The 23,144-nt window shown below is 62.4% G+C and carries 22 protein-coding genes; 7 read left to right on the top strand and 15 right to left on the bottom strand.

The window, feature by feature from the left end; genetic code table 11:
* Positions 1 to 339 precede the first annotated feature (339 nt).
* Positions 340 to 1,386 (top strand): hypothetical protein, encoded by a 1,047-nt coding sequence (locus ACFOHJ_RS03945; RefSeq protein WP_378218748.1) that lies wholly within the window; start codon positions 340 to 342, stop codon positions 1,384 to 1,386.
* Between the two features lie 19 nt (positions 1,387 to 1,405).
* Here ACFOHJ_RS03945 and ACFOHJ_RS03950 read toward each other — a convergent pair whose 3' ends face one another.
* Positions 1,406 to 2,344, bottom strand: a complete 939-nt coding sequence (locus ACFOHJ_RS03950) for a glycosyltransferase (protein ID WP_378218750.1) — start codon at positions 2,342 to 2,344, stop codon at positions 1,406 to 1,408.
* 181 nt (positions 2,345 to 2,525) lie between these two features.
* Between ACFOHJ_RS03950 and ACFOHJ_RS03955 the strand changes: the two genes are divergently transcribed.
* The 3 genes from ACFOHJ_RS03955 (at position 2,526) to ACFOHJ_RS03965 (ending at position 6,520) form a co-directional block, all read left to right on the top strand.
* Complete coding sequence (locus ACFOHJ_RS03955; RefSeq protein WP_378218751.1) at positions 2,526 to 3,650, top strand: glycosyltransferase family 4 protein; 1,125 nt, start codon at positions 2,526 to 2,528, stop codon at positions 3,648 to 3,650.
* A 335-nt stretch (positions 3,651 to 3,985) separates the two neighbouring features.
* On the top strand, positions 3,986 to 4,165 hold the full coding sequence (locus ACFOHJ_RS03960) for an acyltransferase (RefSeq protein WP_378219196.1): 180 nt from the start codon (positions 3,986 to 3,988) through the stop codon (positions 4,163 to 4,165).
* Positions 4,166 to 4,924: 759 nt separating this feature from the next.
* Positions 4,925 to 6,520 (top strand): DUF882 domain-containing protein, encoded by a 1,596-nt coding sequence (locus ACFOHJ_RS03965; RefSeq protein WP_378218753.1) that lies wholly within the window; start codon positions 4,925 to 4,927, stop codon positions 6,518 to 6,520.
* 124 nt (positions 6,521 to 6,644) lie between these two features.
* Here the strand turns inward: ACFOHJ_RS03965 and ACFOHJ_RS03970 are convergent, their stop codons facing one another.
* Positions 6,645 to 7,619: a Tim44 domain-containing protein gene (locus ACFOHJ_RS03970; RefSeq protein ID WP_378218755.1), complete on the bottom strand. Its 975-nt coding sequence runs from the start codon at positions 7,617 to 7,619 to the stop codon at positions 6,645 to 6,647.
* 656 nt (positions 7,620 to 8,275) lie between these two features.
* Between ACFOHJ_RS03970 and ACFOHJ_RS03975 the strand changes: the two genes are divergently transcribed.
* Both ACFOHJ_RS03975 and ACFOHJ_RS03980 read left to right on the top strand, forming a co-directional pair.
* Entirely contained in the window at positions 8,276 to 8,920 is a 645-nt protein-coding gene (locus ACFOHJ_RS03975) for a TerC family protein (protein WP_378218757.1), read from the top strand.
* Between the two features lie 140 nt (positions 8,921 to 9,060).
* Entirely contained in the window at positions 9,061 to 10,080 is a 1,020-nt protein-coding gene (locus ACFOHJ_RS03980; protein WP_378218759.1) for an LLM class flavin-dependent oxidoreductase, read from the top strand.
* A 285-nt stretch (positions 10,081 to 10,365) separates the two neighbouring features.
* Here ACFOHJ_RS03980 and ACFOHJ_RS03985 read toward each other — a convergent pair whose 3' ends face one another.
* The 8 genes from ACFOHJ_RS03985 to ACFOHJ_RS04020 all read right to left on the bottom strand — a co-directional run bounded on the left by ACFOHJ_RS03985 (position 10,366) and on the right by ACFOHJ_RS04020 (position 16,596).
* Positions 10,366 to 11,376, bottom strand: a complete 1,011-nt coding sequence (locus ACFOHJ_RS03985; protein WP_378218761.1) for a nucleotidyltransferase family protein — start codon at positions 11,374 to 11,376, stop codon at positions 10,366 to 10,368.
* Positions 11,373 to 11,627 (bottom strand): acyl carrier protein, encoded by a 255-nt coding sequence (locus ACFOHJ_RS03990; protein WP_378218763.1) that lies wholly within the window; start codon positions 11,625 to 11,627, stop codon positions 11,373 to 11,375. Before ACFOHJ_RS03990 ends, ACFOHJ_RS03985 begins: the two co-directional genes overlap by 4 nt.
* A complete protein-coding gene (locus tag ACFOHJ_RS03995) occupies positions 11,620 to 12,192 on the bottom strand; it encodes a GNAT family N-acetyltransferase (RefSeq protein WP_378218764.1) in 573 nt (190 codons plus the stop codon). The genes ACFOHJ_RS03990 and ACFOHJ_RS03995 overlap by 8 nt, the downstream gene beginning before the upstream one ends.
* A 5-nt stretch (positions 12,193 to 12,197) precedes the next feature.
* On the bottom strand, positions 12,198 to 13,616 hold the full coding sequence (locus tag ACFOHJ_RS04000; protein WP_378218766.1) for a class I adenylate-forming enzyme family protein: 1,419 nt from the start codon (positions 13,614 to 13,616) through the stop codon (positions 12,198 to 12,200).
* Positions 13,613 to 14,620, bottom strand: coding sequence for a hypothetical protein (locus ACFOHJ_RS04005; protein WP_378218768.1), 1,008 nt, complete (start codon positions 14,618 to 14,620; stop codon positions 13,613 to 13,615). Before ACFOHJ_RS04005 ends, ACFOHJ_RS04000 begins: the two co-directional genes overlap by 4 nt.
* The gene (locus tag ACFOHJ_RS04010; RefSeq protein ID WP_378218770.1) at positions 14,617 to 15,036 is read right to left on the bottom strand and encodes a lasso peptide biosynthesis B2 protein; all 420 of its coding nucleotides are present in this window, start codon (positions 15,034 to 15,036) and stop codon (positions 14,617 to 14,619) included. Before ACFOHJ_RS04010 ends, ACFOHJ_RS04005 begins: the two co-directional genes overlap by 4 nt.
* Positions 15,037 to 15,085: 49 nt before the next feature.
* The gene (locus ACFOHJ_RS04015) at positions 15,086 to 15,382 is read right to left on the bottom strand and encodes a PqqD family protein (RefSeq protein WP_378218772.1); all 297 of its coding nucleotides are present in this window, start codon (positions 15,380 to 15,382) and stop codon (positions 15,086 to 15,088) included.
* Between the two features lie 725 nt (positions 15,383 to 16,107).
* Positions 16,108 to 16,596 carry a helix-turn-helix domain-containing protein gene (locus ACFOHJ_RS04020; RefSeq protein WP_378218773.1) on the bottom strand — a complete coding sequence of 163 codons (489 nt, stop codon included), beginning with the start codon at positions 16,594 to 16,596 and terminating at the stop codon, positions 16,108 to 16,110.
* A 126-nt stretch (positions 16,597 to 16,722) separates the two neighbouring features.
* On the opposite strand from ACFOHJ_RS04020, the gene ACFOHJ_RS04025 reads away from it, so the two are divergent.
* Entirely contained in the window at positions 16,723 to 16,959 is a 237-nt protein-coding gene (locus tag ACFOHJ_RS04025; protein WP_378218775.1) for a helix-turn-helix domain-containing protein, read from the top strand.
* A gap of 51 nt (positions 16,960 to 17,010) precedes the next feature.
* Here the strand turns inward: ACFOHJ_RS04025 and ACFOHJ_RS04030 are convergent, their stop codons facing one another.
* From ACFOHJ_RS04030 to ACFOHJ_RS04050, 5 genes are all read right to left on the bottom strand, one after another.
* Positions 17,011 to 17,517, bottom strand: a complete 507-nt coding sequence (locus ACFOHJ_RS04030; protein ID WP_378218777.1) for a hypothetical protein — start codon at positions 17,515 to 17,517, stop codon at positions 17,011 to 17,013.
* A gap of 552 nt (positions 17,518 to 18,069) precedes the next feature.
* Positions 18,070 to 18,606 carry a hypothetical protein gene (locus ACFOHJ_RS04035; protein ID WP_378218779.1) on the bottom strand — a complete coding sequence of 179 codons (537 nt, stop codon included), beginning with the start codon at positions 18,604 to 18,606 and terminating at the stop codon, positions 18,070 to 18,072.
* Positions 18,599 to 21,481, bottom strand: coding sequence for a sarcosine oxidase subunit alpha family protein (locus ACFOHJ_RS04040; protein ID WP_378218781.1), 2,883 nt, complete (start codon positions 21,479 to 21,481; stop codon positions 18,599 to 18,601). Before ACFOHJ_RS04040 ends, ACFOHJ_RS04035 begins: the two co-directional genes overlap by 8 nt.
* On the bottom strand, positions 21,478 to 21,747 hold the full coding sequence (locus ACFOHJ_RS04045; protein ID WP_378218783.1) for a sarcosine oxidase subunit delta: 270 nt from the start codon (positions 21,745 to 21,747) through the stop codon (positions 21,478 to 21,480). The genes ACFOHJ_RS04040 and ACFOHJ_RS04045 overlap by 4 nt, the downstream gene beginning before the upstream one ends.
* Positions 21,748 to 21,768: 21 nt before the next feature.
* The gene (locus ACFOHJ_RS04050; RefSeq protein WP_378218785.1) at positions 21,769 to 23,022 is read right to left on the bottom strand and encodes a sarcosine oxidase subunit beta family protein; all 1,254 of its coding nucleotides are present in this window, start codon (positions 23,020 to 23,022) and stop codon (positions 21,769 to 21,771) included.
* Positions 23,023 to 23,144: the final 122 nt, after the last annotated feature.

Raw genomic sequence — 23,144 nt, forward strand, 5'->3', positions numbered from 1 at the left:
GCGGTTGGTGGTGCCGCCTAGTAGGTTGCCAGCGCGTAAAGCTACGGAGGGGGCAAATGAAGTGGGCGATTATTCTCGTCGCTGCGTCGCTGCGACGGGACGTATAAGATCAGTTTTAGACATAAGCTGCGCAGATGAAATGACCGATACTAGTCCAAAATACGTCATTTGGTTGGACTGGGCATGTTCCCTAGCCGCATTGGCGACCGAGGCGATTCGCATCTCTTTTCCTGCGGAAATCCCTAACAAAATTTTGGCTGTTTTCTACAAGGCGAAGAGATGATGCGATCAAGTGCACATATCGCTATAATAACCGCTTCAAACCCACAAAATTCTGGAATGTACAGCGTCGACCTAGCAGCCAAGAATTTATTTTCCCAATTAGGTGTCCCTCACACGTTCTTCTTAGCTCAACCGAGAAAGAAGCGGGGCGCAAGGTACCTGCCAATGTTGAATTGGCAGCAGATGAGATTCGGAGTGTTAAAGCATCGTATGCTCCACTCTATTCGAGAACTAGAAGGGTTCAGTCACATCGTATACTGGGGCGATTTCCTCAATAATCCCAGATTTGGGGCGGAAGATTTTTCCCCTACGGATGTCGCAAACGGCTACTCTAAGAACACGAAGGAGGCGTTCGAGCGCTGGAGTGAGATCTTCGCGCTGAAGGGGGGTAAACCAAGCGCGCGAGTCATAGCCGCTGGGGGTAATTTCCAGCATGCTTTCAACCAGGACGAAGCCGCCATCCTAGGTTCATTTCTGCATAGTGCTGATTTTGTCGCACCACGCGATCCCTTCTCCTTCGAAAATATCGCACCACTAATGACTTCGTCTGCGACGCTTATACAGGGAATGGACTGCGCATTCTTGCTGCCCTCGAACGCCTCCTGTAAACGAGCGGAGAACTACTTCTGTTACGAGTTTGGCCGATCATCCCTCCCCGGTACAGAGAACTTGGTCCGGTCAGTAGAAGCGGCAACCGGCTTGACCGGTATAAGGCTACCTCATTGGCTTTCTCTCAAAGCCGGAAGCGCTCATGCTGTATTTGAAAAGCAGAGAAAGACGCTGTCCTCCGCACAGTTCATCCTCACGGATATCTATCATCTGTCCGTAAATGGAATAAGCTCCGGGGTGCCAGTCTACTGCTTAGGTCGCGCTCATGACGCCCAGGTGGGAACACTCGGCGATTTCAAAAAGAAGACACTCTTTTCTATGCTAGGTTTGAGCAATTACTACTTTGAGATGGGCGACAAGATTGATTCCTATCGATCGGTCGTGAAGACAATAGAGCATAGGTCGAGGCACTCAGAGCCAGAATGGGGCGATAGCCAGAAGCGTATTGTAAGTATGAAAGAGGATTTCCGTTCCGCGCTATTTTCTTCGATTTGATGTTCCTAGCAAAGTTCTCTCATCGACTGAGCGAACTACCAATTTGCCTTGTTATAGATGCAAGAGCCACTTTATTCTCCAATCCGACTATCGAGCTGATTATTCGTGCCGTCCGGGTTCCTGCGTGCCCATGGAAGCCTCGTTTCCGTGCTTCTGCAAGCATATCCCTGCCTAATGAAGTGTGCCCCTCCTGGAAGCAGGATAGAGCCAAGACGTAGTACCGGAGCCCTATGGCGGTGAAAATCTTATTCGCGCTTTCGGTGCATCGTTCAGCGAAAGCCTCTGCTTGCGAAAGGATGCGCTTCTGATCTTCTATAGAGCTTGCAACGGACACCCTTGAAAATCGCGTAGGACTTGAATGGTCCACATAAATTAGGCGTCCCTTGTGACTGAAGGCGAAGCGCTCACCCTTGATGATTGTCCTAATCCCGATCTCGTAATCATCGGCCTTCTGGACGGCAGCCCAACCACCGATCGATTGTAAGAAGGTAGTCTTCCATGCCACTGAACCGGTCAAGCATCCTTGCCCCCCCACCCAAGCGCATAGGAGCTCCACCTTGCTCTCAATGAGATTACAAACGACGTTCGAAGATGCTCCCTCTCGGAACCTATCGTTTTTCAGCACAGCCCAACGGGTAAAAACCGCATCTGCGCCGCTGGAGAAAGCCGCAACCATCCCGCTGTGAAGCCCGTCTTCGACAAAATCATCCGCATCCAAGAAAGTCACGTACTCAGAAGTAACCTTCTCCAGCCCGATATTCCTTGCGCGAGCAGCACCCAATGGTAGTTCGTTCACAACGATGCTCGCGTTAGGAAACGCCGCAACCTCTCGACTAGTCTCGTCGCTTCTACCATCGATGACTGCGATGACGCTAACATTCGAAGGAATAGAAGAAAGCGTTCTGTGGATCGTTTTCTCAGCATTGTGTGCCGGTATGACGACGGTGATGTCTGCCACCGATAACCTCCTCAACGTCCTTGCGATCCAATTTGTTTCGCAAATGCATTAGAGCTATCCGCATCAATTGGCAACGATCGCACGGGAGTGTGGTCGAGTATGGTTTCGGGCCAAGCGGTGACTCGCGTCCGGTTTACTGCTATCAAGGCGCAATTTTACAATACCCACCGGATGCCCTTTGATGAAAGTTGTGATCTGCATATCTTCCGACAATGAGCGCTCGGGAGGTAGCTTCCGAGTTGCTGAGGTTGCAATCCGATCATTGTTGCGTCTCGGTATCGAGGTCAACGCAATAATTGGCTACGGGCAAGGTGGGCGAATAAAGCGGTTGCTAGGGAAAAACTGCCATCTCGTAAACGCGAAATCGTGGAAAGATCTTCAGGGGTGGATTCGCATGCGCCGTCTCGTGAAGCAGTTGGCCCCTGATGTTATCCATTTCGCTTCATCTTCGAACTGGATGGCCGCCTGTACTTTTGGCTTACCACCCCTTCGAATTATGCACCAGCACTTCCGTCCCAACATTGGTCCCAATGCGATCAAACATATTCGCTACGCACGGTTAACGATGGTGGGTTCGAACAGAGTAATTGCGATATCTTATGAAGCTGCCAGACAGCTTATTAATCTCTGCGGCATACCTGAAGCGAGAGTTGCTGTTGTCCACAATGCCATTGACGATGAATACCTTACGGCAAGTCGACGCAGGCCTACCGATAAGAAACGACTGGGCATGGCGATCCGTGTGGTTGAGGATAAGGGTGCAGAGGATGCGATAGAGTTACTATCTCTCATGCCAGAAAACTTCGTCCTCACAATAGCAGGCGATGGGCCGGCGCTCCCGCGCCTCAAGGCTTTATCCGAAGAAAAAGGACTTGCATGTCGGGTCGAATGGCTTGGCTCCATACAAGATATCGATGAGTTTTACAGTGCGATCGACTACTACCTCTATATGTCCTGGTATGAGGGCTTCGGCTTGTCCGTTGCTGAAGCGATGACTTGCGGCATCCCGGTTGTAGGACTACTTGGCGACGGCGAAATAGCAGAACCCGAGTACCCTCTAGTCACTCAAGAGAACTCGCTATTATTACCACGATCCTCTCGGCGGTTCTGTCGAGAAACGGATATGGCAACGCTAGAAAAATTGCGAGACGCGATCATTGAACTCGATAAAACGGGTGATGCGCAGGTCATGCAGATAGAAGCGGCAAGATTGTGGATTACGGATCGCTTTTCCTCCGATCACTACGGCCGGCAGCTTCTTCAAGTATACCGGGACACGCTACGATTGCCACGAGGTTACTCGTGAACGCCACCATCTCTTTCTTCAACAGCGTATTTTGGCACCTCCTACCAACTACACGCGCTTTCTCACTGAGGCGAAGACTACTCCGCCTGGCGGGGGCGACTATCGGGGAGAACGTTCGCGTCGTCTCAAGCGCGAGAGTATTTATTGGAGGGCACCTCATCATTGGGGCAAATACGTGGGTAGGTCACGACGCGCTATTCGTTGGAGGAGATGCCTCGATAGAAATCGGGGCCAACTGCGATATTGCTCCTCGGGTATCATTCGTGACCGGGACGCATAAGGTAGAACCCACGGGCTTAAAGGCCGCGGGCAACGGATACTCACTCCCGATTACCGTGGGGGATGGCTGTTGGATCTGTGCAGGGGCAACGCTTCTTGGCGGCACCGTCGTAGGGCCTCATTCTATCGTTGCATCCGGCGCAGTCGTAAAGGGCGTTTTCCCCGCTTTCAGCGTAATCGGAGGGGTACCGGCTCGGCAGATAAAATTCCTACGCGATCGCGCCGGGCCTGCGTGAGAGTATCGGAGCTGACATTCTCGGCGTTTTCGCGGGCGTAACGATCGAGTTTCGCCAGCCGGCGCCTCCTCCGGATCCGGGGCGGCATTGGCAATCGTCGGGTGGGCAGGCCTTCCCGCGAAATCACCCTCATCGCGTTCGGCTTCCCGCGCCATCGCCTCGTAGCAAGCCGAACATAGGCCTTGCGCGAGTGACCTGCTCGCCATTCTGACGTGTTCGAGACGTAGTCGTGATACCCAGCCATCCTAAAGCGCTCTGTGTGGTCCCCGACCAGAACCGCCAGTTCTGCATTCAAGCGCTTACCAGAAAAGCCATCACGAAAACGGCGAGCTTCATCAGCGTCGACCTCGAAACGGGCATAACGTTCGTCAAGGCACGCGATCCTTCATCCAGCGCGAGGCCGGATCTGTAGAGACGTGCTGCCATGTGGGCATTGGATAAGAGCCGGCGACTCTCCTTCGCAAAGGTAACGCCGTGCTTTGAGTCATCGAACAGCCGATGCCATCTCTTTAGCACTTCCGGCAACAAAAGCCTCGCCTGGATCTTTCGTGCGTAACGACCGACGAAGTCCACGATTTATTAACCAAGATGCTATTCACCCTCGTTGGTGGCGCCCATGTTCGTGCGCCCCGGACAAACCCTGCGTCCGCCGCTGCGTGGCGCGACAGTTGGCAGGCAGAGACACGGGGAGCATGACCTCCTCGCCTCGGTACAGACGTTCAGGAATCGGAAGCAAACATGGACGTGCGAGGCATAAACTTGTTTGAAAACGAAGAGACAAAGCAGCTGAGCCGCCACGGCTGGACCCGGTTGCCGGCGCTGCTGCTCGCGCTACTTTGCCTGGGCGTCACGAGCGCATTCGCGGAAATGCGCTCGCTGAGGATACATCATCTCCATACCGGCGAGAAGGCCGAGATCGTCTTCAAGCGCAACGGGCGGTACGACCAAGCGGGGCTCCGCAAGATCAACGTCATCCTACGCGACTGGCGCCGCAACGAGCCGATCAAGATGGACCCGCGCCTGCTCGACCTCGTCTGGCAGGCCTATCGCGCCAGCGGCTCAAAGGCCTACATCAAGGTCGTCAGCGGCTACCGGGCCCCGGCCACGAACGCAATGCTGCGCAGCCGCTCCAAGGGCGTCGCGCGCAAAAGCCAGCATATGCTCGGCAAGGCAATGGACTTCTTCCTGCCCGACGTGCCGCTGAAGAAACTGCGCAACATCGGCCTGAGGATGCAGGCCGGCGGGGTCGGCTACTATCCGAATTCCGGCTCGCCCTTCATCCATCTCGATGTCGGCAATGTACGCCATTGGCCGGGCATGAGCCGCAGGGAACTGGCCGGCCTGTTTCCCGAAGGCAAGACGCTGCACGTGCCCAGCGACGGCAAGCCCCTGCCCGGTTATGCGCAGGCGCTCGCCGCCTACAAGACGCGGCAGGCGAACGGTTCGCCGGCCATTGCGCTCGCCAGCACCGGCGGTGGCAAGGGCAAGAAGCAGGGCCTGCTGGCGGCCTTGTTCAGCGGCGGCGAAGACGAGGCCGACGATGTCGCGGATGTCGCCCGTGCCGCGCCCGTGCCGCCCAAGGCGGTCAAGGCCGCCCCGCAACCGAAGCCCCAGGAGGCAGCCCCGCGGCCCGGCATCGCCATCGTATCGCCGGAAAAGGCGCAGCGCGCTGAAATCCCGGTGATCGGCGAGCAGGCCCCTGTCCCGGCAGCCAAACCGGACGCTCCCGAGAGCATCGTCGCCTCGCTGACCTCGGTTCCGCTGCCGGCGTTCGCGCCGTCACCGGATGCGGCGCCCGAGACCATCCCGTTCGGGGCGGCCGACACCACCGGACCTGCCCTCACCGAAAAAGCATCCGACCGACCGCAGGATGCCGCGGTGGAGATGGCCGACCTGAGCATTCCGCTGCCGACGCGGCGACCCGATTCCCCTGTCGTGGTGGCGGCGGAAGAGCCAAAGGCCGACGACGCGGTCGCCGCGCTGCTGGCGATGAACCAGCCCGACGACGAGCCGGCGAGCCTGGCCAGCCAGCCGGTTTCGGCCTCGCTGCCGTCTGCGGCCGATCGCGTCCGGACCATGCCGAAGACGGGACGCGTCATGGCTCGGGCCAACCAGCCGGCCGCTCCTGTCGTGGCGGCAGTGCCGATGCAGGCGGGCTCCTGGCCGCTCGGGGTCGACCGTGTCGTCACCGGCGCCGTCCCGCGACAGAAGGCGCCGCGCCTTTCGGCGAACGTCATCCGCACCGCGCCGCAGCACGCCTATGTGGCAGGCTTCGACACCGACCGCACCCCCGTCGACCACCAGCGCTTCACCGGCACGGCGGTCAACTTCCTGCCTGTCGCCCGCTTCAACTAGGCTGCCGCGCCGAAACTACCATCGGCAAAAGGCATGTGAAAACAAAAGCTACGGCAAACCGATTGATCCGATATCGGAGGTTTGCCGCAGCGCATTGCGCCGGGAGGTTACCGGGTGAAAGCCGTCAGGCCTGCTGAATGGCGGAAAGCTTCCACTCCGCGCCGTTGTCGCGGGTAAAGGTCCACAGTTCGGTGGTTTCCGTCGGCTGGTCGGCGTCGCCCTCGACGACCTTGCCCGTTTCTCGGTCGACGGTCACGTCGCGCGACGAATAATGCAGCGCGGCCGTCGCATAGTCGCGGTCGCCCTCGCTCCAGCTTTCGGCGATATCGGCCTGCAGCAGGGTGACGTCCGACACGTCGTTGCGAACGCCGTTATGCGCGTTCTCGGCCAGTTCCTCCGACAGGTAGGAGACCATTTCCAGCGTCACCAGGCGGCGCAGCGCGGCGTGGTCTTCGCGCCCGAACGCTTCCTGCACTTCCGTCAGCATCCGCTCGAAGGTATCGAGGTCGCCCTGCTCCAGCGTGATGTCCTGCGACGACGCCGCCTGGGCGCTGCCGCCCGATCCCGCGCCGAAGCCGGAGCCGATGCCCGGGATGCCGAAGGAGGGAGCGTCGGTCGTTTCGCGCGCGTGGCCGCCGGCTCCGGCCATCGCCGGGGCTGGCGCGCGCGCCGATTGCGAGCGGAAAAAGCGGATCGCCAGCATGATCGCGCCGCCGATCAGCAGCGCCTGCAAGAGGAAGCCGAACATGCCGGCCAGGCCGCCGAAGCCGTGCCCGAGCAGAAGGCCGAGCAGGCCGCCAAGCAGCAGGCCGCGCATCATCGAACCGCCGAGCCCGTTCATGAAGCCCGGGCGTTGCAGGCCGGCCGGCTGCTGGCGGCTTGCGGCGTTGGTGCCGGTGTTGGGCGTCATCGACCGCTCGACCGGGGCGGTCTGGGCCGGGGCCGTGCGGGTGGGCGCCGGTGCCTGGAAGGTACGGGTTCCGCGGCTGCCGAAGCTGCCGCCTCGCCTCGCCTCCGCGTGGTCCATCGCGGTCATGGAAAAGGCCAGGAAAAGGGTGGCGAACAGGGCTGCAAAGCGGACGCTGGGCGAAGTCGGCATCGGATTTCCTCGATCAATGCTGGTTGACTGTCTGGTGTTCACGCCGCCGCGCCGTGGCGCGCATGGCCCGGCCCGATCGATCGTTCAAACGGCGATCGCCGGCGGGACAGGTGGTGGGAGAAGCGGGCATCGCCGCACTAGCGGCGTAGCCGGAGCAGGACGGAAGCGTAGGGAGCGATGTCATGCCAAACTCCAACCGGTTGCAGCGCTGGCCCGCTCGAACCGATGGATGTTTTCGACATCATGGAACGGGCCCTTTAACGCGGTCCGACATCACGATCGCCCGGAGGCGACAGTCAGAGGGGCCCGGCCCGCGCGTGGGATTTGGGCAGGCCGCATCCGGGTTTCAAGAGCCCGTTCCGATAAAATCGACCGACCCCACAATTTTTCGCGCAGCCGCGCGCGACCGCATGGGGACGCTTGAATTTCAAGGCGCCTTCGGCTAGACGAGCCGCACCCAGGACCGGGCCCCTCTGGCGGTTCGCAAGAACCGTGATGTCGGACTGGATGTCAATAAAGGTGGCCTGGTGTTCGTGGATTTTCACCGACCTTAGCTTTTTGCAGCCATCCGGCACCGGCACGACAATGCCGGGGCAGGCACTGGCGATACGGTCGATCCACCCATGCGGGCGCACCTCAACGAAAACGGGTGCCACATGAGCGAATTTCTTACACCGGAAGCCCTTTCCGCCCTCCTCCAGGTCATTTTCATCGACCTCGTGCTCGCCGGCGACAACGCCATCGTCATCGGCCTTGCCGCAGCCGGCCTGCCCAAGAACCAGCGCAACAAGGCCATTCTCGTCGGCATCATCGCGGCCACTGTGCTGCGCATCGGCTTTGCCGCCATCACGACCCAACTGCTGCAGATCGTCGGCCTGCTGCTCGTCGGCGGCATCCTCCTGCTGTGGGTCTGCTGGAAGATGTGGCGCGAACTGCGCGCCGGTCACAGCGCGGAAGCGCATGCCATTCTCGACGGCGATGCCGCCAGCCCCGACGGCGAGAGCGGCGGCGTTCCGAAAAAGACCTTCGCCCAGGCGGCATGGCTGATAGTCGTCGCCGACGTGTCGATGTCGCTCGACAACGTGCTCGCCGTCGCCGGTGCGGCGCGCGATCACCTGACGATCATGATCTTCGGCTTGGTCCTGTCGATCGCCATGATGGGGCTTGCCGCGTCCTACATTGCCCGCCTGCTGCAGCGGTTCCGCTGGATCGCCTATCTCGGCCTCGCCATCATCCTCTATGTCGCGCTGGAAATGGTCTATCGCGGCGCCCACGAGGTGCTGAGCTATCTAGGTTCCTGAGCCGTCAGGAAATGGCCCGGCGGGGTTTCGTCCCCGCCGGACCGCTTTCCCCCCCGACGGCGAGAAGCCACGGGGATGGTACGCGGCCGATTGCATGCCTAAATAGGGCGAAGACCTTCACCCTATGCACGGTGTCTTTCATGAAAAAGATCGGTTTCCTGTCGTTCGGCCACTGGTCGCCCTCACCGCAGTCGCAGACGCGCTCTGCTTCCGACGCCCTGCTGCAATCCATCGACCTTGCCGTCGCGGCCGAGGAACTTGGGGCGGACGGCGCGTATTTCCGCGTCCACCACTTCGCACGCCAGCTCGGGTCGCCCTTTCCGCTGCTGGCGGCGGTCGGCGCCAGGACCAGCCGCATAGAGATCGGCACCGCCGTCATCGACATGCGCTACGAGAACCCGCTCTACATGGCCGAGGACGCGGGAGCGGCCGACCTTATCGCCGGCGGCCGCCTGCAACTCGGCATCAGCCGCGGCTCGCCCGAGCAGGTGATCGACGGCTGGCGCTATTTCGGCCGTACGCCGCAGGATGGCCAGAGCGACGCCGACATGGCCCGTCACTACGCGGAGGTGTTTCTCGACGTGCTGAAGGGCCAGGGCTTCGCGCAACCCAGCCCCCGGCCGATGTTTCCCAATCCTCCCGGCCTCTTGCGCCTCGAGCCGCACTCCGAAGGCCTGCGCGACAGGATATGGTGGGGTGCGGCCACCAACGCCACCGCGCAATGGGCGGCCAAACTCGGCATGAACCTGCAAAGCTCGACGCTCAAGTTCGACGAGGGCGGCAAGCCTTTTCACATCCAGCAGGCCGAGCAGATCCGCGCCTATCGCGAGGCGTGGAAGAAGGCCAGCCACGAGCGCGCGCCGCGCGTGTCCGTCAGCCGCTCGATCTTCGCCCTGGTGAACGACCTCGACCGAGCCTATTTCGGCGGCGACGAGAGCCAGGATCATTTCGGCTACATCGAGGCGGACACCCGCGCCGTGTTCGGCCGCAGTTATGCCGCCGAGCCGGACGTCCTGATCGAGGAATTGAAGCAGGACGAGGCGATCGCCGAGGCCGACACGCTGTTGCTGACGGTGCCCAACCAGCTCGGCGTCGCCTACAACGCCCATGTCATCGAGGCGATCCTCACCCACCTCGCGCCGGCCCTCGGCTGGCGCTGACGCAAAGCTGCCGGCCGGACGAGGAAATTAAAGAGCCCAACCGCGGGGGGCCTCTGGCCAGATCGAGAAATTTAGGCTACCGGTCGAAGGCTAACTAAGTAAAGTCCGGCAGCCACTTGGCTACTTTTTCGGGGGAAAAACATGAACGGAAAAAATACAGAAAAGAAGCCCTATGTGCGACCGGTCCTGTCCCGTCGGGAAAAGCTGGGCGCGGTGACGGCGGCGCCCGCCGGATCGGGTGCGAAGCTTGTCTGATCGACCCTTCTGCTCCTGAGGCCCGGCGCCTCAGGGCAGGTATTGCACCAGGCGAAAGCTCTTGCGGCGCAGCCATGAGGCGCGCGCCGCTTCCCCTTGCGCCGCGATGAGCGTTCGCGGGGTAATCAGCATCTTTCCGAAACGCTCCTTCAAGCCGGCGTGGAACAGCTTTTCCAGTTCCGCGCTGGCTGGGTCGTGGAAGAGCCGCGCCGTCACGGCCAGACACACGGCGCATTCCAGGCCAAGGCGCATGGCGCAAAGCGTGTATGCAAACCGGCGGTAATCTTCTCGCGGCAGATGCCGCACGGCCTGCAACACGTCGACCAGCATGGACAGCCGCTCGAACTTGTGCCCGAGCGTCGCGTGAACGATCGCCGTAGCGAGCAGCGCGCCGGCTGCCTCGGCGTCGCCGTCTCCGACCCGCAGAAGCTCGTCCCGGCCGAACGCGGCGCGCCGGCGCAGCAAGGGGTAGTGCACCATGTCGCCGTGCAGTTCGATCAGCACATGGCGATAGTCCGGGTGGGCGAACTTGTATTCGAGGCTGCGCCGCAGGCCCTCGCCGCCGTCTTCGCGCACATAGCCCAGTTGCCTCATCACGGCGTTTGCCCTTTCGAGCGCGCCGGGCTTGACCATCAGGTCGATATCGGTATAGAGCCGGTCGCCGCGCACGCCGTAGAGCTTCGCGGCGAAGACCGGCCCCTTCACCACCGATGCCTGCACTCCGCCTGCCGCAAATGCCGCATCTATTTCAAGGCGAAGCCGGTTCAGGAGCATGGCCTGGCCGATGCGATGGAGCATTTCCTGATCACCGGCGGTGCCGAGGCCGCCGCCGAACTTGCGCCACACGATGCTGTCGACCCCGTGCACCCGCGCGAGTTCCATCAGTTGCTCGCGCCGGGCCGCGTCGTCGACTTCGATGGCCGGTTTTTCCGGGTCGGCGAGGCAGGCGAGCATCGCATCCAGTTCCGACTGCCCCCACGCCGCAACTGCCTGCGGAAAATGGGCGGCATTCTCCGGCAGGGAAACTTTCTCCGTCATCATGTTCCCCGTGCTTCGTTGTCGTCGGCCGGTAACAACGCGGCAAAGCTGGCTACCGTCTCCAGCGAACCGATGTCCTCCGCCGTGAATTGACGCTCCAGCCGTTGCTCGAAGGCCATCACGATCGACAGATGCGCGATGCTGTCCCATTGCGGCAGCGAGCCGACCGGCGTCTCGCCCGTCACATCCTTCGGGTGGCAACCAAGGACGTCCACGATGATGCCGCAGGCGACGGCGAGGCGAGGATCAGCCATCGGCTTCTCCTCTCCTTGCCAGCCATTCGTCACGGAACATCTCGAAGATCAGCATGTCATGGACCTCCCCCGTGACGGCGTCGCGGCGGCATCGGTGCAGCGTACCGACATGGCGGAAACCGAACTTGCGATAGTTGAAAACGGACGGAAGGTTGCGGGCCACGACCTGCGCCTGCAGCCGCTCGACGTCCGAATGGTCGAAGATGTGGTCGACGATGCGGCCGCGCACTTCCTGCACGACGCCCTTGCCCCACCATTCACGATCCTGGATCCCGATGGCAAGAAAGCAGGTGCGATGGGGCCGGATGACCGAGAAATGGTAGCCTATGGGCTTCGTTCCGCCGCGCGGCACGATCGCATGGGCGAATTTCGTGCGGTTGTTGGGGTGTATCATCTCCCGGTACCATTTCCACGGCGAACGATGCTCGCCCGAACCCGAGTAGCTCGACATGAAGGCCCTGTCCCGGCACCAGGGATAGGTGTCGCGGAAGGCTCGAAACCGGCCTCGCGGCTCAAGACGGAAACGCTCGCTTTCGATCACGGCCGCCAGCGCGCTCCTGCCCATGCGAATCACGCTCCCGGGCCGGAGGCAAGCGCGGCTTCCCGCACCCTGGCACGCACGATCTTGCCGCGATCGTTACGCGGGATGGCCGTCATCACGAACAAGCGCATTGGAACGGCCTCGGCGCGACAACGCTCGCGGCACCATGCACGCAATGCCGGTATGTCCAGCCCCTCCTCCCCTACCACGGCGGCGGCCACCGCTTCTCCCGCTACCGGATCGGGGATAGCGAAAGCACAGGCTTCGCGCACCTGCGGATGGCGCTCGAGCAGCATGTCGATTTCCTCGGCGGGTATTTTGACGCCGCCCCGATTGATCTCATTCTTGATCCGGCCGACCAGCGTGATGCGACCGGCAGCGTCGATGCGGCCGGTGTCGCCGGTGCGCAGCCACGCACCATGAAACGCGGCGCTGGTTTCCTCTTCCATGCCCAGATAGCCGTTCATCATCGAGGGAGTGGCCGCAAGGATCTCACCGACGCCTTCGCGCCTCACCCCGCCGTCCTCACACAGCACGGCAACGGCCCCGCCCCACGGACGGCCGACCAGCCCGTCTGCGGCATCGGCTTCTTCCAACGATGCGGCTGCGAACCAGTTCGCCGTTTCCGTCATGCCGTACATGTTGAATACCCGGCTGCAACCGGTCCATTCGGCGATGGCGCGCCATTGCGGCAGCGAAAGCGGCGCCGAGCCGACATGCACGCGGCGCATCGCCTGGGCAGGGCGCGGCGAAAGGCGCATCGCGACCGTCCAGAAGGTAGGGGTGGAACTCATGAACGTCAGGCGCTCGGCATCGACGAGCGGCCCGAAACCGCCGATCTCGTCCAGTCCCGGCTGCGGCCACAGAACCAGGCGGCCGCCGGCGGCCAGGACCGTGAACACGTTGCCGATCATGCCGTGGCCGAAATGCAGCGGCAGCACGCACAGGCTGCGCTGCAGGTCGCCAGCGCCGATAGCCGAGAGGTTGAGCGAGACGCGTGCCGACAAACTGCGCTGGGTGTGGACGATGCCCTTGGGCCTGCCCGTCGTGCCCGACGTCATGAGCACCAAGGCAGGATCGTCTGGGCCAAGCGGACCGGCGGCGCTGGTCTTGACTCCGGTCGCGTTCAAGCCGTCGTCGTCCAGCAGCGCCGAAGCGCCGGTGGCGGCTACGACGTTGCGGCGCTCTTCCGGCGTGATCGCGGGATTGACGGTTACCGCCATCGTACCGGTTTCCCAGAGCGCGAAGATATCGCACAGATAGTCGAGCGGCTTGCGGCACGCCACTATAGCTGCCCCGCTTATTCCGGCATCTCGCAATTCATCGGCGCGTGCGATGACGGCATTGGCGAAGGATTTCAGGTCAGTGGCCGTTTGCGTGCGGTGCTCGACCATTTCCGCCCGTTCGTCCAACAGTGACAAAAGCATCGATCGCATGGACGCGGTCATGCATTTCCCCTTCGCATGCCCGGGCTGCGGGCGGCGGCCCTATTCTTGAGAGTTTCGGCAACGCTTTCGAGTCCGGCTAGGCCGTCCGCAACTTGCACGCTGCAGGCCGGGATCGCGCGCGCCATCTCGGCCAGCATGGCAAAGCGACGGTTTTGCAGCGGGGTCAGGCCGGCGAGCGAGCCGCGTACATTATCCGCCGCCAGCGCAGCGAGCGCTTCCGTGGCCGACAGCGGCTCGACGGCGGAGACCGCCCCTCGCCGCAGCAGGACCAGGCGGCTGATAGGCAGCTCCCCGTCTTCAAGGGGGATGACGCCGGTTAACCTGCTCAATGGCAGCGATTGCTCCCCATTGCTTCTCCAATCGTCGCGGACCGGAATCCAGGGCAGCATGGCAAGCGTCCGGCGGTGGATGTTGAGGGCGCGCGGCAGGCCCCGGGCCATGAGGCGGGAGCCCTCGCGGCGCAGCGCCACCACATCGTCGGCCGCGAACGAGAAGCCGCACCGGGCGAGCGCCAGCGCGGTCGTCGTCTTTCCGGTTCCGCTCGGCGCCGAAACCAGGATCATGCCGCCGTGCTCCGGCAGGGCGAGGCCGGCGGTGTGCAGGAGTTGCTGGCCGCCATGGTCGTAGGCGAACTCGATCGCGATCGCCGCCATACTGCCGGTCGCCCTTTTCGGGTGCTCGGGCGAAACGATCATCTCGGCACGACCGGACAGGGAGTCTATCTCCAGGCTCGCCTCGCCGGGGAATGTCATGAAGTAGGTATCGCCGAGGCGCGCAAAAAAGCACTCGCCCTCTTCGAGGAGCGACCCGCTATAAAGCTTTACGGCTCCTAGCGGCGGTAGGGCGGGCGCCCCGACCCGAATGTAAACAAAAACCGTTGGTTCTGCGGGATTGTTCAACCTGCGTGCGGCCAGAAAGTGCTCGAAGCCACCCAACAAATCGGCGCGCTCGGCCGTGACGGCAAGCGTTCCCTCCCCCAGATCGTAACCATGCTCTATCGTCATGTCTCTCCTTCGCCCCGATTGTCGCCTCGCGGCACGGACAGCACTTCGACATAGCGTGTCTCGGTTTCGCCGATCACCGTGACGCCGCCGAGCGTGACCCAGCAATGCGCCTTGGCCTGCGGGCTGGCGACGATGCCAGGATCAATGCCGAAATGAAGGCGCGGCCCATGCCCGGCCTCGGTGAGAAAGCGGTAGGCTAGCAGCCCCTCGCGCAGGCAACGGCGGTTGCGCATGAGCACCGGGTGGCGCAGTGTTCGCCGCACCGCCCGCACGATCGCGGCCGCCGGCATGCCGTTGAAGCGCCCCGGCCCGGCAGCGGGCTCGGCAAGCGTGAGAACGGCATCGAGAGGAAGGTTTTGTGGAAGCCGGAACGGCAGAAGTCGCGCCCGCAGCCACAGTTCCGCGCGGAAGGCCAAGCGTGTTGCAAACCCCGATGAGACTGCAAAGAGCCCCGTACCCATCCGCCTACCCAACGACGACCAGGACGCGCTCTTCGACGAGATCGGCCACGATGGCGAGCGTATCGCTGACGGCCGCGGCGTGATCGACGTCGAATTCCTCACAAATGCCGGCGGCGAGTTCGGCGACCGGCCGGCGGCCGTCGACACGCCGCAGCACCGCCTCGGTCGTGGCGTTGCCTGTGAACAATTGACCGTCGTCAGTCAAGAGCACGACGACCCCGTCTCCGACTGGCTGGATGCTCGCCGCCGGCCCGAAGGCGGGGATGGTCTCCGCCGTGATCTTCCTTACCGTGCTGCCCAACTTGGCCCCCCTGCCCTGATCGCAAGCGCACAAGTTGCAGAGTAATGGCCGGCATGCAAGTGGGCTGGGCCGGGGATCCGGTGTTACCGCCGTCATATGCGCCGTCGCAGGCGCGGGCCGGTGCGTATCCGAATGAATGGCCGAGAGGGTGGTGTGATTTACCCGCCTGTTTGGGTGGATAGGAAGCAACAAGAAGAAAAAGGTAGAACCGCGCGAAATTTCGTTAGTTTTCGTCGCGCGTGGTCGGCGCGTTCAACGGCCTTTGGCAAGGGGCTGCTGTCATAACGAACACTTTCATTGTCGAAGGCGGGCAGGCGATCCTGGAATCGCTGGACCTCATTCTGATGCGCTGCGCTTGGTGGAATTCGTCTTGCGCAAGTACCTGCTGTCGAGCGCGCACCGGACGAAAAGACCCGTTGACCTCGCAGGCGTTCACCTCGACGAAGTAACGATCCGGGAGACCGTCGGCCTCGTTCGTATAAACATCAATCTCACGTCTCCGTCTGGCTGAAACGGCGCTCCTGGTTGCTGCTGCGGCAACCGGTACCGTCGCGCAGAACATCCTTGAAGGGTTTATGAGCCGTTCGTCGGCCTTTGGCACGGAGATCACGCTTTCCCAAGCTGTCTGCCACCTTTCCATTTCGCAGCGGAGGTACGGCTAGGGGTATGCCACCGCGGCAAGCGCATTTTGCTCTTGGTCGCTATAGGTTCGAGGTCGCAGCGTGCTACTTGACGTCAGGGGTGGCTAATTCCTCACTCAAGGTGGCGATCAGGGCCGACACGCGAGCACGCACTCGTGGATTGAGCTGGACGAGCGCTTCAATGAGGCGTCGGCCTTCCGCGCTGGCAATGAAATCTATGCGCTCATCGACCGGCAGAGGCGGCGTTTCTCCGTTCGCCTCGTCGTTGCCGGGCAGCCCTGCAAAGAACCGGCTGACTGGGACACCCAGGGACTTGCCGATCTCGTAGAGCATGGAGGCGCTTACGCGGTTCCTGGCGTTTTCATACTTCTGAAGCTGCTGAAAGCTGATGCCAATGGAACGGGCAAGCTGAGCTTGCGACACATCTGACTGAACACGAACCGACGCAATCTGCCTTCCGACATGTTGGTCAGCGGGATGAGGAGTTTCGACTTTGGTTCTCGGGCTCATCTGAAAGAGCACGGAATGTTGCGGCCTCAATACTCCCTTTCGATGCGCCACATCATTGCTCAATTTACTTCCAATCCGGGGACAAAGCCTGTGCTCGCATAATTAATTAAATCGCCATTTAAAGCACCTTTCAAGGTGGAAAATAACCCTATCAGTGGCGAACAACGTTGATCCACTGATTGTGGACTCATGGTCAGCCCACGACAAATTCGAGCCGCACGAGCTTTGCTCGGTTGGTCGCAGCAGGAGCTTGCAGATAAAGCAATCGTGTCGCTGAATGCGCTCGCGCGATTGGAAAATGGTAAAGTAGATTCTCGCATCAGCACTTTACAAGCCATCGAAGCGGCTTTGAAAAAGGCTGGTGTTGAATTCCTGTCTGCCAATCAGAAGGGTGAGGGCGTGAGACTACTCGATCCTCTAGCCTGAAGTCACATTGCATGCATCCGTAGATGGGCTAAGCTATTTTAACATGTCGTCTCAACACTGACTGAGTCGAATAATATCTTGTAAAACTGAACGAATTTGCGGCCATGGAAATTCGGCGTCGTTTTTCGAGGGCTGCCCTTCAATCAATATAGCATCAAGTTTGGCTATCACTCCGGCGATTGAGGTGGCGGGAGTACTGGATAGGAGCTTCAACAAATGTTCTTCTTGATGCCCCATCTCTCGCTCAGCGTGCCGCGCAGCGGAATAATCAAATTCATGATCGGTAAAATCCCGGTACGCCTGTAGTCGGATGTTCGCAGCCATTTCGATGAGTTTTCGTTCTAGTTGCTCCTGCTTACGGCAGAGCCGCTGCGTCTCTTGGTGGGCCGCTTGCCACTTGTGCCAGATCGCTACGACCGGGTCGCCAGATCGGTCCCCCCCACCATTGTCGTGGGAAGACGCGGCCAGTTGCCATCCTGTGGCGAGCATTGAAGCTCCTGAAAGCAATCTCCTGCGAGTGACGACAGACAAAGTCGTGATATTGTCGGAATCAGCCATGATCCGAGCTCCCAATAGCTTGGCTGGTCAGACCGATCGCAGCGTTACAGCACTGCGATCGGTCGCTGCACGTGCGTCGCACATGCTATCTCTTTTTGTACCTTTTTGACGCTAAGTTCAAGTCGCAGTGCGAAAATGACCAAGAAGCCATTCACGACACGTCTGGATCCATCTGTGTTAGCGCTAGCGGAGCAATTGGCAGCGACCGAACGCCGATCAATAACAGCTGTTATAGAACTCGCATTAATCGAGTATGCAGAACGGCGTGGCGTTAAGATGCAAGATGTCGAGAAGGGTTGATCATCTGTCGGTCACCGTCATGCATGGCCTTCAGCTGGCGGCAAAACCCAGTCGTGGAGCGGCGCGCCGTTGCGCAGCGCGCGCCGCCACGCTGCCGATGCCCTGCCCGCGCTTGAGATGAACATGGCGGCGGACAGCTTCCCGAACCCGACGACAACGGGCGTCGTGACCTGCAGATTCTGCTCGATGCGCTCGAGGGAGCGGCTTGGTGCGAGCCGCCCTGCCCCTGTCCGGCAGGGTGCCTGCGATAACTCACACGGAAACGCATTCCTCGAACCATTCCCACAGGTAGGGAGCCAGTCCGCGGTCCACGTGCACGCGCAGGCATTCGGCCTTGCCATGGCGATAGGCGATGGCGTTGACATCGGCGAAGAGCATGGCGGCCGAGGGCGAGTTGCCCGCCGGGTCGAGCGTCACCGCGCGAGCAATAACATCCCCTAGCCCGGGGCCTTCGATTTCGAACACATGCAGGGCGGCATCCATGCGGGTAGCCGCAAAGCCCTCGCCACGCCAGCCCGGCGCGACCGAAAACGGTCGGACGGAGACGGCGAGCAGACGGTCGCGGGCGACACGCGCCTGCCAGGTGTCGCCTTCGGCAAGGGCCAGCGCCCCCACGCCGGGACCGGTCAGGCCCGAGGCCGCATTCCAGGCATTGAGATTGCCGCTCACCAGCATCTGGTAAAGGCCGGCTACCGATTTGACGGCAACGCCGGCACCTTCGATGCCGGCCGAACTCCAGTCGGGAGCGGCCGGCCAGCGCTGCGCCAGATCGGGGATGAGGTCAGGCATTGAGACGATCTCCGGCAGGGTCCAGCGCGCAGGGCGCGGTGATGGTGGCGCGGCGCAGCATGCCCAGATGCTGGATGTCGATGACCTGGCCGTGGCGGGAAGCGCCTTGCTCGATCAGGCCGAGCGCGATCGGCCGGTTAAGCGTCGGGCTGAAGTAGCTGGAGGTTACGTAGCCGAGACTGCGCTTTTTCCCTGCTGCCTCTACTATGCCGTGCGCGCCCGTCGCGAGCGGCGCTTCGCCTTCCGGCACGGAAAGGCCGACCAATTGCTTGCGGTCACTACGCTCGCCCTCTTCCGTGAACAGCGAGCGGCGGCCGACGAACTCGGCCGTGCGCTTGCGGCGCGGGCCGTCGAGGCCAAGGTCCTGCGGCATGGTGCTGCCGTCCGTGTCCTTGCCGATGACGATGTAACCCTTCTCGGCACGCAGGATCATCAGCGCTTCGAGCCCGATCGTCACGGCTTCGAGAGAACTTCCTTCCCGCTGCATGCGCGACCACAACCCCTCCGCGCGGTCGGCGCGGATGGAAATCTCGTAGCTGCGGTCGCCGGTAAAGGAGACGCGCGCGATGCGTACCTCCTCGCCGTCGAAACGGCCGTGGGTGATCGCCATATGCGGCAGACTGGCATCGTCCAGCGCGGCACCGAGGGCCAGGGCCTCGACCAGCTTGCGCGCGTTCGGGCCGGACACGGTCAGCGTGGCGTATTGCGCTGTCGCGTTGTGGATATAGACCGCCTCGCGGCCGAAGCGGTCCTGCCGCCATTCCTCCAGCCGGGCGTGGACGGAAGCGACGTGCGAGGACGAGCAGGAAACCACAAAACGGTTCTCGTCGAGCCGAACCAGGATTCCATCATCGAAGACCACGCCGTTTTCCGACAGCATGAAGCCGTAGCGGCAGCGGCCCGGCTTCAGCGTCGACATGGTGTTGTAGTAGATGAAGTCCACGAACTCGGCGGCGCGGGGCCCAGCCACCTCGATCTTGCCCAGCGTCGAGCCGTCGAACAGCGCGACCGACTGGCGCGCGCGGCGCGCCTCGTCGCGAATGGCGTCCTGCGCCGGACCCTGCCCGTAATAGGCCGGGCGCAGCCAGCCGCCATATTCCCGGAACGAGGCCCCGGCAGCCCGGTGGATGTTGTCCAGAGGCAGGCGGCGCACCGGTGCCAGCAGCGACTTGCGACGCATGCCGGCAAGACTGGTGAACGGCACCGGCGTGAAGGGCGGACGATAGGTGGTGGTGCCGACATCGGGAATACTGCGCCCAGTCGCTTCGGCCAGCAACGCCAATCCGTTGAGGTTGGAGGTCTTGCCCTGGTCGGTCGCCATGCCGAGCGTGGTGTAGCGCTTCAGGTGCTCGACGGAGATGAAATTCTCGCGCGCGGCAAGCTCGACATCCTTGGCCGTCACGTCGTTCTGGTAGTCGATCCAGACGCGGCCCCTGGCCTTCGGCTTCGGCCAGGCGGCACTGACGTTCAGGCTGGCCTCGACGCCGGTGCTTTTCGGTGCGGCTTTCGCCCGGCTGGCGAACCCTCCAAGCGCGGCAAGGCCGCTTTCCAGCGTCCCGGATAGGGAAACCGCGCCGGCCAGCGCGCCTGCGGTCCCGATCCCGCCGACCTCGGCTCCAGGCACGAACGCGGCCAGCGCATCGTCCCAGCGAAGCTTGCCCTTGGCCTGGCTGTAAAGATGCACGCTCGGGGTCCAGCCGCCGGATACCAGCAGGCAATCAACGGCAAGCCGCGTGCCGTCGTCCAGCGCGACGCCTTCGACAACCTTGCGACCGTGGGCGGCGACAACGGCACTCCCCGCAAGCACGCGCGCCTTGCCCGCAGTTCCACACGCTCCGGCCGGTCGGATATCTACCAACGTAACCTCGGCGCCCGCTTCCGCCATGGCGCTCGCGACCTCATAGGCGCTGTCGTTGTTGGTGGCGACGACGATGCGCTCGCCGGCCAGAACCGCGAAACGCTTCAGGTAGTTCAACGCCGCGTCGGCGGAGAGGATGCCGGGCAAATCGTTGTCGGCGAAAGGCAGCGGCCGCTCGATGGTGCCGGTCGCGAGCACGATGCGCTTCGGCCGCACCCGCCACAGCGTATCGGGCCGGCCGTCGCCATGCCGCTGGTTCAGCGCCACGAGATTGTGGTCATAGATGCCGAAGGCCGTAGTTTCGGGCAACAGAATGGCGCCTTTTTCCCGCAGGCCGGCGACCGTTTGTGACACCCACTGCATGGCGGGCATGCCATCGATCTCGCCTGCCCGATGGCGCAGGGACCCGCCCGGATGGGCCTGGTCGTCGACCAGCAGGACGCTGTGCCCGCCTGCCGCAGCACTGGCCGACGCCGCGAGCCCGGCGGGGCCGGCCCCGACCACCAGCACGTCGCAATGGTGGTTCACTTGCGCCGCCGACTGCTGCTGCGTCCAGCCCGCATCGACCGTGCCGAGGCCGGCCATGGCGCGGATGCGCGGCTCGAACAAGTGCCAGTCGGGCCACATGAAGGTCTTGTAGTAGAAAGCCGCCGGAATGAAGCGGGAAAAGCGGTCGAGGAAGGCGTTGCGGTCGCTCTCGGCGTCGGGAACGGCGTTGACGCTGCGCGCCGCGATGCCGTCCTTCGCCGCTTCCGTGGTGGCGCGGGCATTGGGCGTATGGCGGCCGTCGCGGGAAATGTCGACCAGGGCGTTGGGCTCCTCGACGCCCGCCCCCCACAGGCCGCGCGGCCGGTGATATTTGAACGAGCGGGCGACGACGCGCTGCCCCGAAGCCAGCAGGGCCGAAGCGATGGTGTCGCCGGCAAAGCCCTGCACCACGCGCCCATCGAAGGTAAAGCTCAAGGGTCGGGAGCGGTCGATCTCGCTGCCGCCGGTGGCAAGCCTTCTGGCGCTCATGACCGGGGCTCCGCTTCGCTGAGGGTCGTGGAGCCGCTTACCGTATGGACGACGGTATCACGCTCCATAGCGAAGAACTCGCCGCAGGTCGTGTGCACCCAGATCTCCTTCGTCGCGCCCTTGGGATTGGCGCGCATGTGCAGGTAATCGGCCCAGCGGTCGGGCGAGATGTCCAGGCCGTCGGGACGCAGGTTTCCCGCCTCGCCGCCATAATGGAATTCCCTCTCGTCACGCGGGCCGCAGAAGGGACAGGGAAAGAGTTGCATGAGGAAAATCCTGTGCGTCGCTCAGTGCGCGATACCGGAGCCGGCGGCCTCGTCGATGAGGCGCCCGGTTCGATAGCGGTCGAGATCGAAAGGCCGGCTGATGTCGTGGTGCTTTCCCGTGGCCAGAAGGTGGGCAAGCAGCGTGCCGCCGGCGGGGATTGCCTTGAATCCGCCGGTTCCCCAGCCGCAGTTCAGGAACAGGCCGGGCAGCGGCGACTCCCCGATGATGGGTGAGGAATCCGGCACCACGTCGACGATGCCGGCCCATTGCCGCATCAGCTTCAGCTGGCCGAACACCGGGAACATGTCGAGCATGCCCGCGATCACGCCCTCGAGGACGGGCAGGTTGCCGCGCTGGCCATAGGACGGAATGCGGTCGAGCGCGCCGCCGATCACCATCTCGCCCTTGTCCGACTGGCTGACATAGACGCCGGTATCGGGCGAGATGACCACCGTGTCGAGGATCGGCTTGACCGGCTCCGACACACAGGCCTGCAAGGCGTAGGAATTGACCGGCAGCCTGAAGCCGGCCTTGGCCGCCAGCACCGAGGAATGGCCGGCCACCGCCATGCCGGTGCGCTCGGCGCGCATCGTGCCGCGCGTCGTCACGACGCCCCGGCAACGGCCGCCCTCGACAATGAAATCGGTGATCTCGCAATTCTGGATGATGTCGACGCCGAGCCGGCTGGCGGCGCGCGCATAGCCCCAGGCCACCGCGTCGTGGCGGGCGGTGCCGCCGCTTTTCTGCAAGGTGCCGCCGAATACCGGATAGCGGCAATCCGGCCCGTAATTGTAGATCGGCACCAGCCGCTTGACATCGTCCAGCGACAGCATTTCCGTGTCGATGCCGTTGACCTGGATGGCGTTGAGGGTGCGGGCGGCCGTCTCCAGCCCGTTCTCGCTATGCGCCAGCGTCAGCACCCCGCGCTGGGAAAGCATGATGTTGTAGTTCAGGTCCGCCGACAGGCCCTTGTAGAGTGAATGCGCCAGGCCGTAGATCGCCGCACTTTCGGGGTAAAAATAGTTGGAGCGCACGACGGTGGTGTTGCGGCCGGTGTTGCCGCCGCCGATCCAGCCTTTTTCCAAGAGCGCGACATTGGTGACGCCATGGTTCTTCGCCAGGTAATAGGCCGTGGCCAGCCCATGGCCGCCGCCGCCGATGACGATGGCGTCGTAGCGCGACTTCGGCTCGGGCGAACGCCAGGCCGGCTCCCAGCCTGACTGGTTCGAGAGCCCTTCCTTGAACAGCGATAGCGCTGAATAGCGGCGCGTCATGCCTTGCGGCTCCATGCCCGGCAGATGAGGTCGAGATACATACGAACGCCTTGCTTGCGATTGCCCCAGGCTTGCTGACGAAGCCTCCCAATCCATGCCGGCAAACCGGGTGATTTGCCAGC

The organism is Aquamicrobium soli, from assembly GCF_042646345.1.
GTDB lineage: Bacteria > Pseudomonadota > Alphaproteobacteria > Rhizobiales > Rhizobiaceae > Mesorhizobium > Mesorhizobium soli_A.

What these genes read in the sequence shown, in the direction of transcription:
- ACFOHJ_RS03945 (WP_378218748.1), top strand. Translation starts at nt 340, where the DNA reads ATGTACAGCGTCGACCTAGCAGCCAAGAATTTATTTTCCCAATTAGGT.
- ACFOHJ_RS03955 (WP_378218751.1), top strand. Translation starts at nt 2,526, where the DNA reads ATGAAAGTTGTGATCTGCATATCTTCCGACAATGAGCGCTCGGGAGGT.
- ACFOHJ_RS03970 (WP_378218755.1), bottom strand. Translation starts at nt 7,619, where the DNA reads ATGCCGACTTCGCCCAGCGTCCGCTTTGCAGCCCTGTTCGCCACCCTT.
- ACFOHJ_RS03975 (WP_378218757.1), top strand. Translation starts at nt 8,276, where the DNA reads ATGAGCGAATTTCTTACACCGGAAGCCCTTTCCGCCCTCCTCCAGGTC.
- ACFOHJ_RS03980 (WP_378218759.1), top strand. Translation starts at nt 9,061, where the DNA reads ATGAAAAAGATCGGTTTCCTGTCGTTCGGCCACTGGTCGCCCTCACCG.
- ACFOHJ_RS03985 (WP_378218761.1), bottom strand. Translation starts at nt 11,376, where the DNA reads ATGATGACGGAGAAAGTTTCCCTGCCGGAGAATGCCGCCCATTTTCCG.
- ACFOHJ_RS03990 (WP_378218763.1), bottom strand. Translation starts at nt 11,627, where the DNA reads ATGGCTGATCCTCGCCTCGCCGTCGCCTGCGGCATCATCGTGGACGTC.
- ACFOHJ_RS03995 (WP_378218764.1), bottom strand. Translation starts at nt 12,192, where the DNA reads ATGGGCAGGAGCGCGCTGGCGGCCGTGATCGAAAGCGAGCGTTTCCGT.
- ACFOHJ_RS04000 (WP_378218766.1), bottom strand. Translation starts at nt 13,616, where the DNA reads ATGACCGCGTCCATGCGATCGATGCTTTTGTCACTGTTGGACGAACGG.
- ACFOHJ_RS04005 (WP_378218768.1), bottom strand. Translation starts at nt 14,620, where the DNA reads ATGACGATAGAGCATGGTTACGATCTGGGGGAGGGAACGCTTGCCGTC.
- ACFOHJ_RS04025 (WP_378218775.1), top strand. Translation starts at nt 16,723, where the DNA reads ATGGTCAGCCCACGACAAATTCGAGCCGCACGAGCTTTGCTCGGTTGG.
- ACFOHJ_RS04030 (WP_378218777.1), bottom strand. Translation starts at nt 17,517, where the DNA reads ATGGCTGATTCCGACAATATCACGACTTTGTCTGTCGTCACTCGCAGG.
- ACFOHJ_RS04035 (WP_378218779.1), bottom strand. Translation starts at nt 18,606, where the DNA reads ATGCCTGACCTCATCCCCGATCTGGCGCAGCGCTGGCCGGCCGCTCCC.
- ACFOHJ_RS04040 (WP_378218781.1), bottom strand. Translation starts at nt 21,481, where the DNA reads ATGAGCGCCAGAAGGCTTGCCACCGGCGGCAGCGAGATCGACCGCTCC.
- ACFOHJ_RS04045 (WP_378218783.1), bottom strand. Translation starts at nt 21,747, where the DNA reads ATGCAACTCTTTCCCTGTCCCTTCTGCGGCCCGCGTGACGAGAGGGAA.
- ACFOHJ_RS04050 (WP_378218785.1), bottom strand. Translation starts at nt 23,022, where the DNA reads ATGACGCGCCGCTATTCAGCGCTATCGCTGTTCAAGGAAGGGCTCTCG.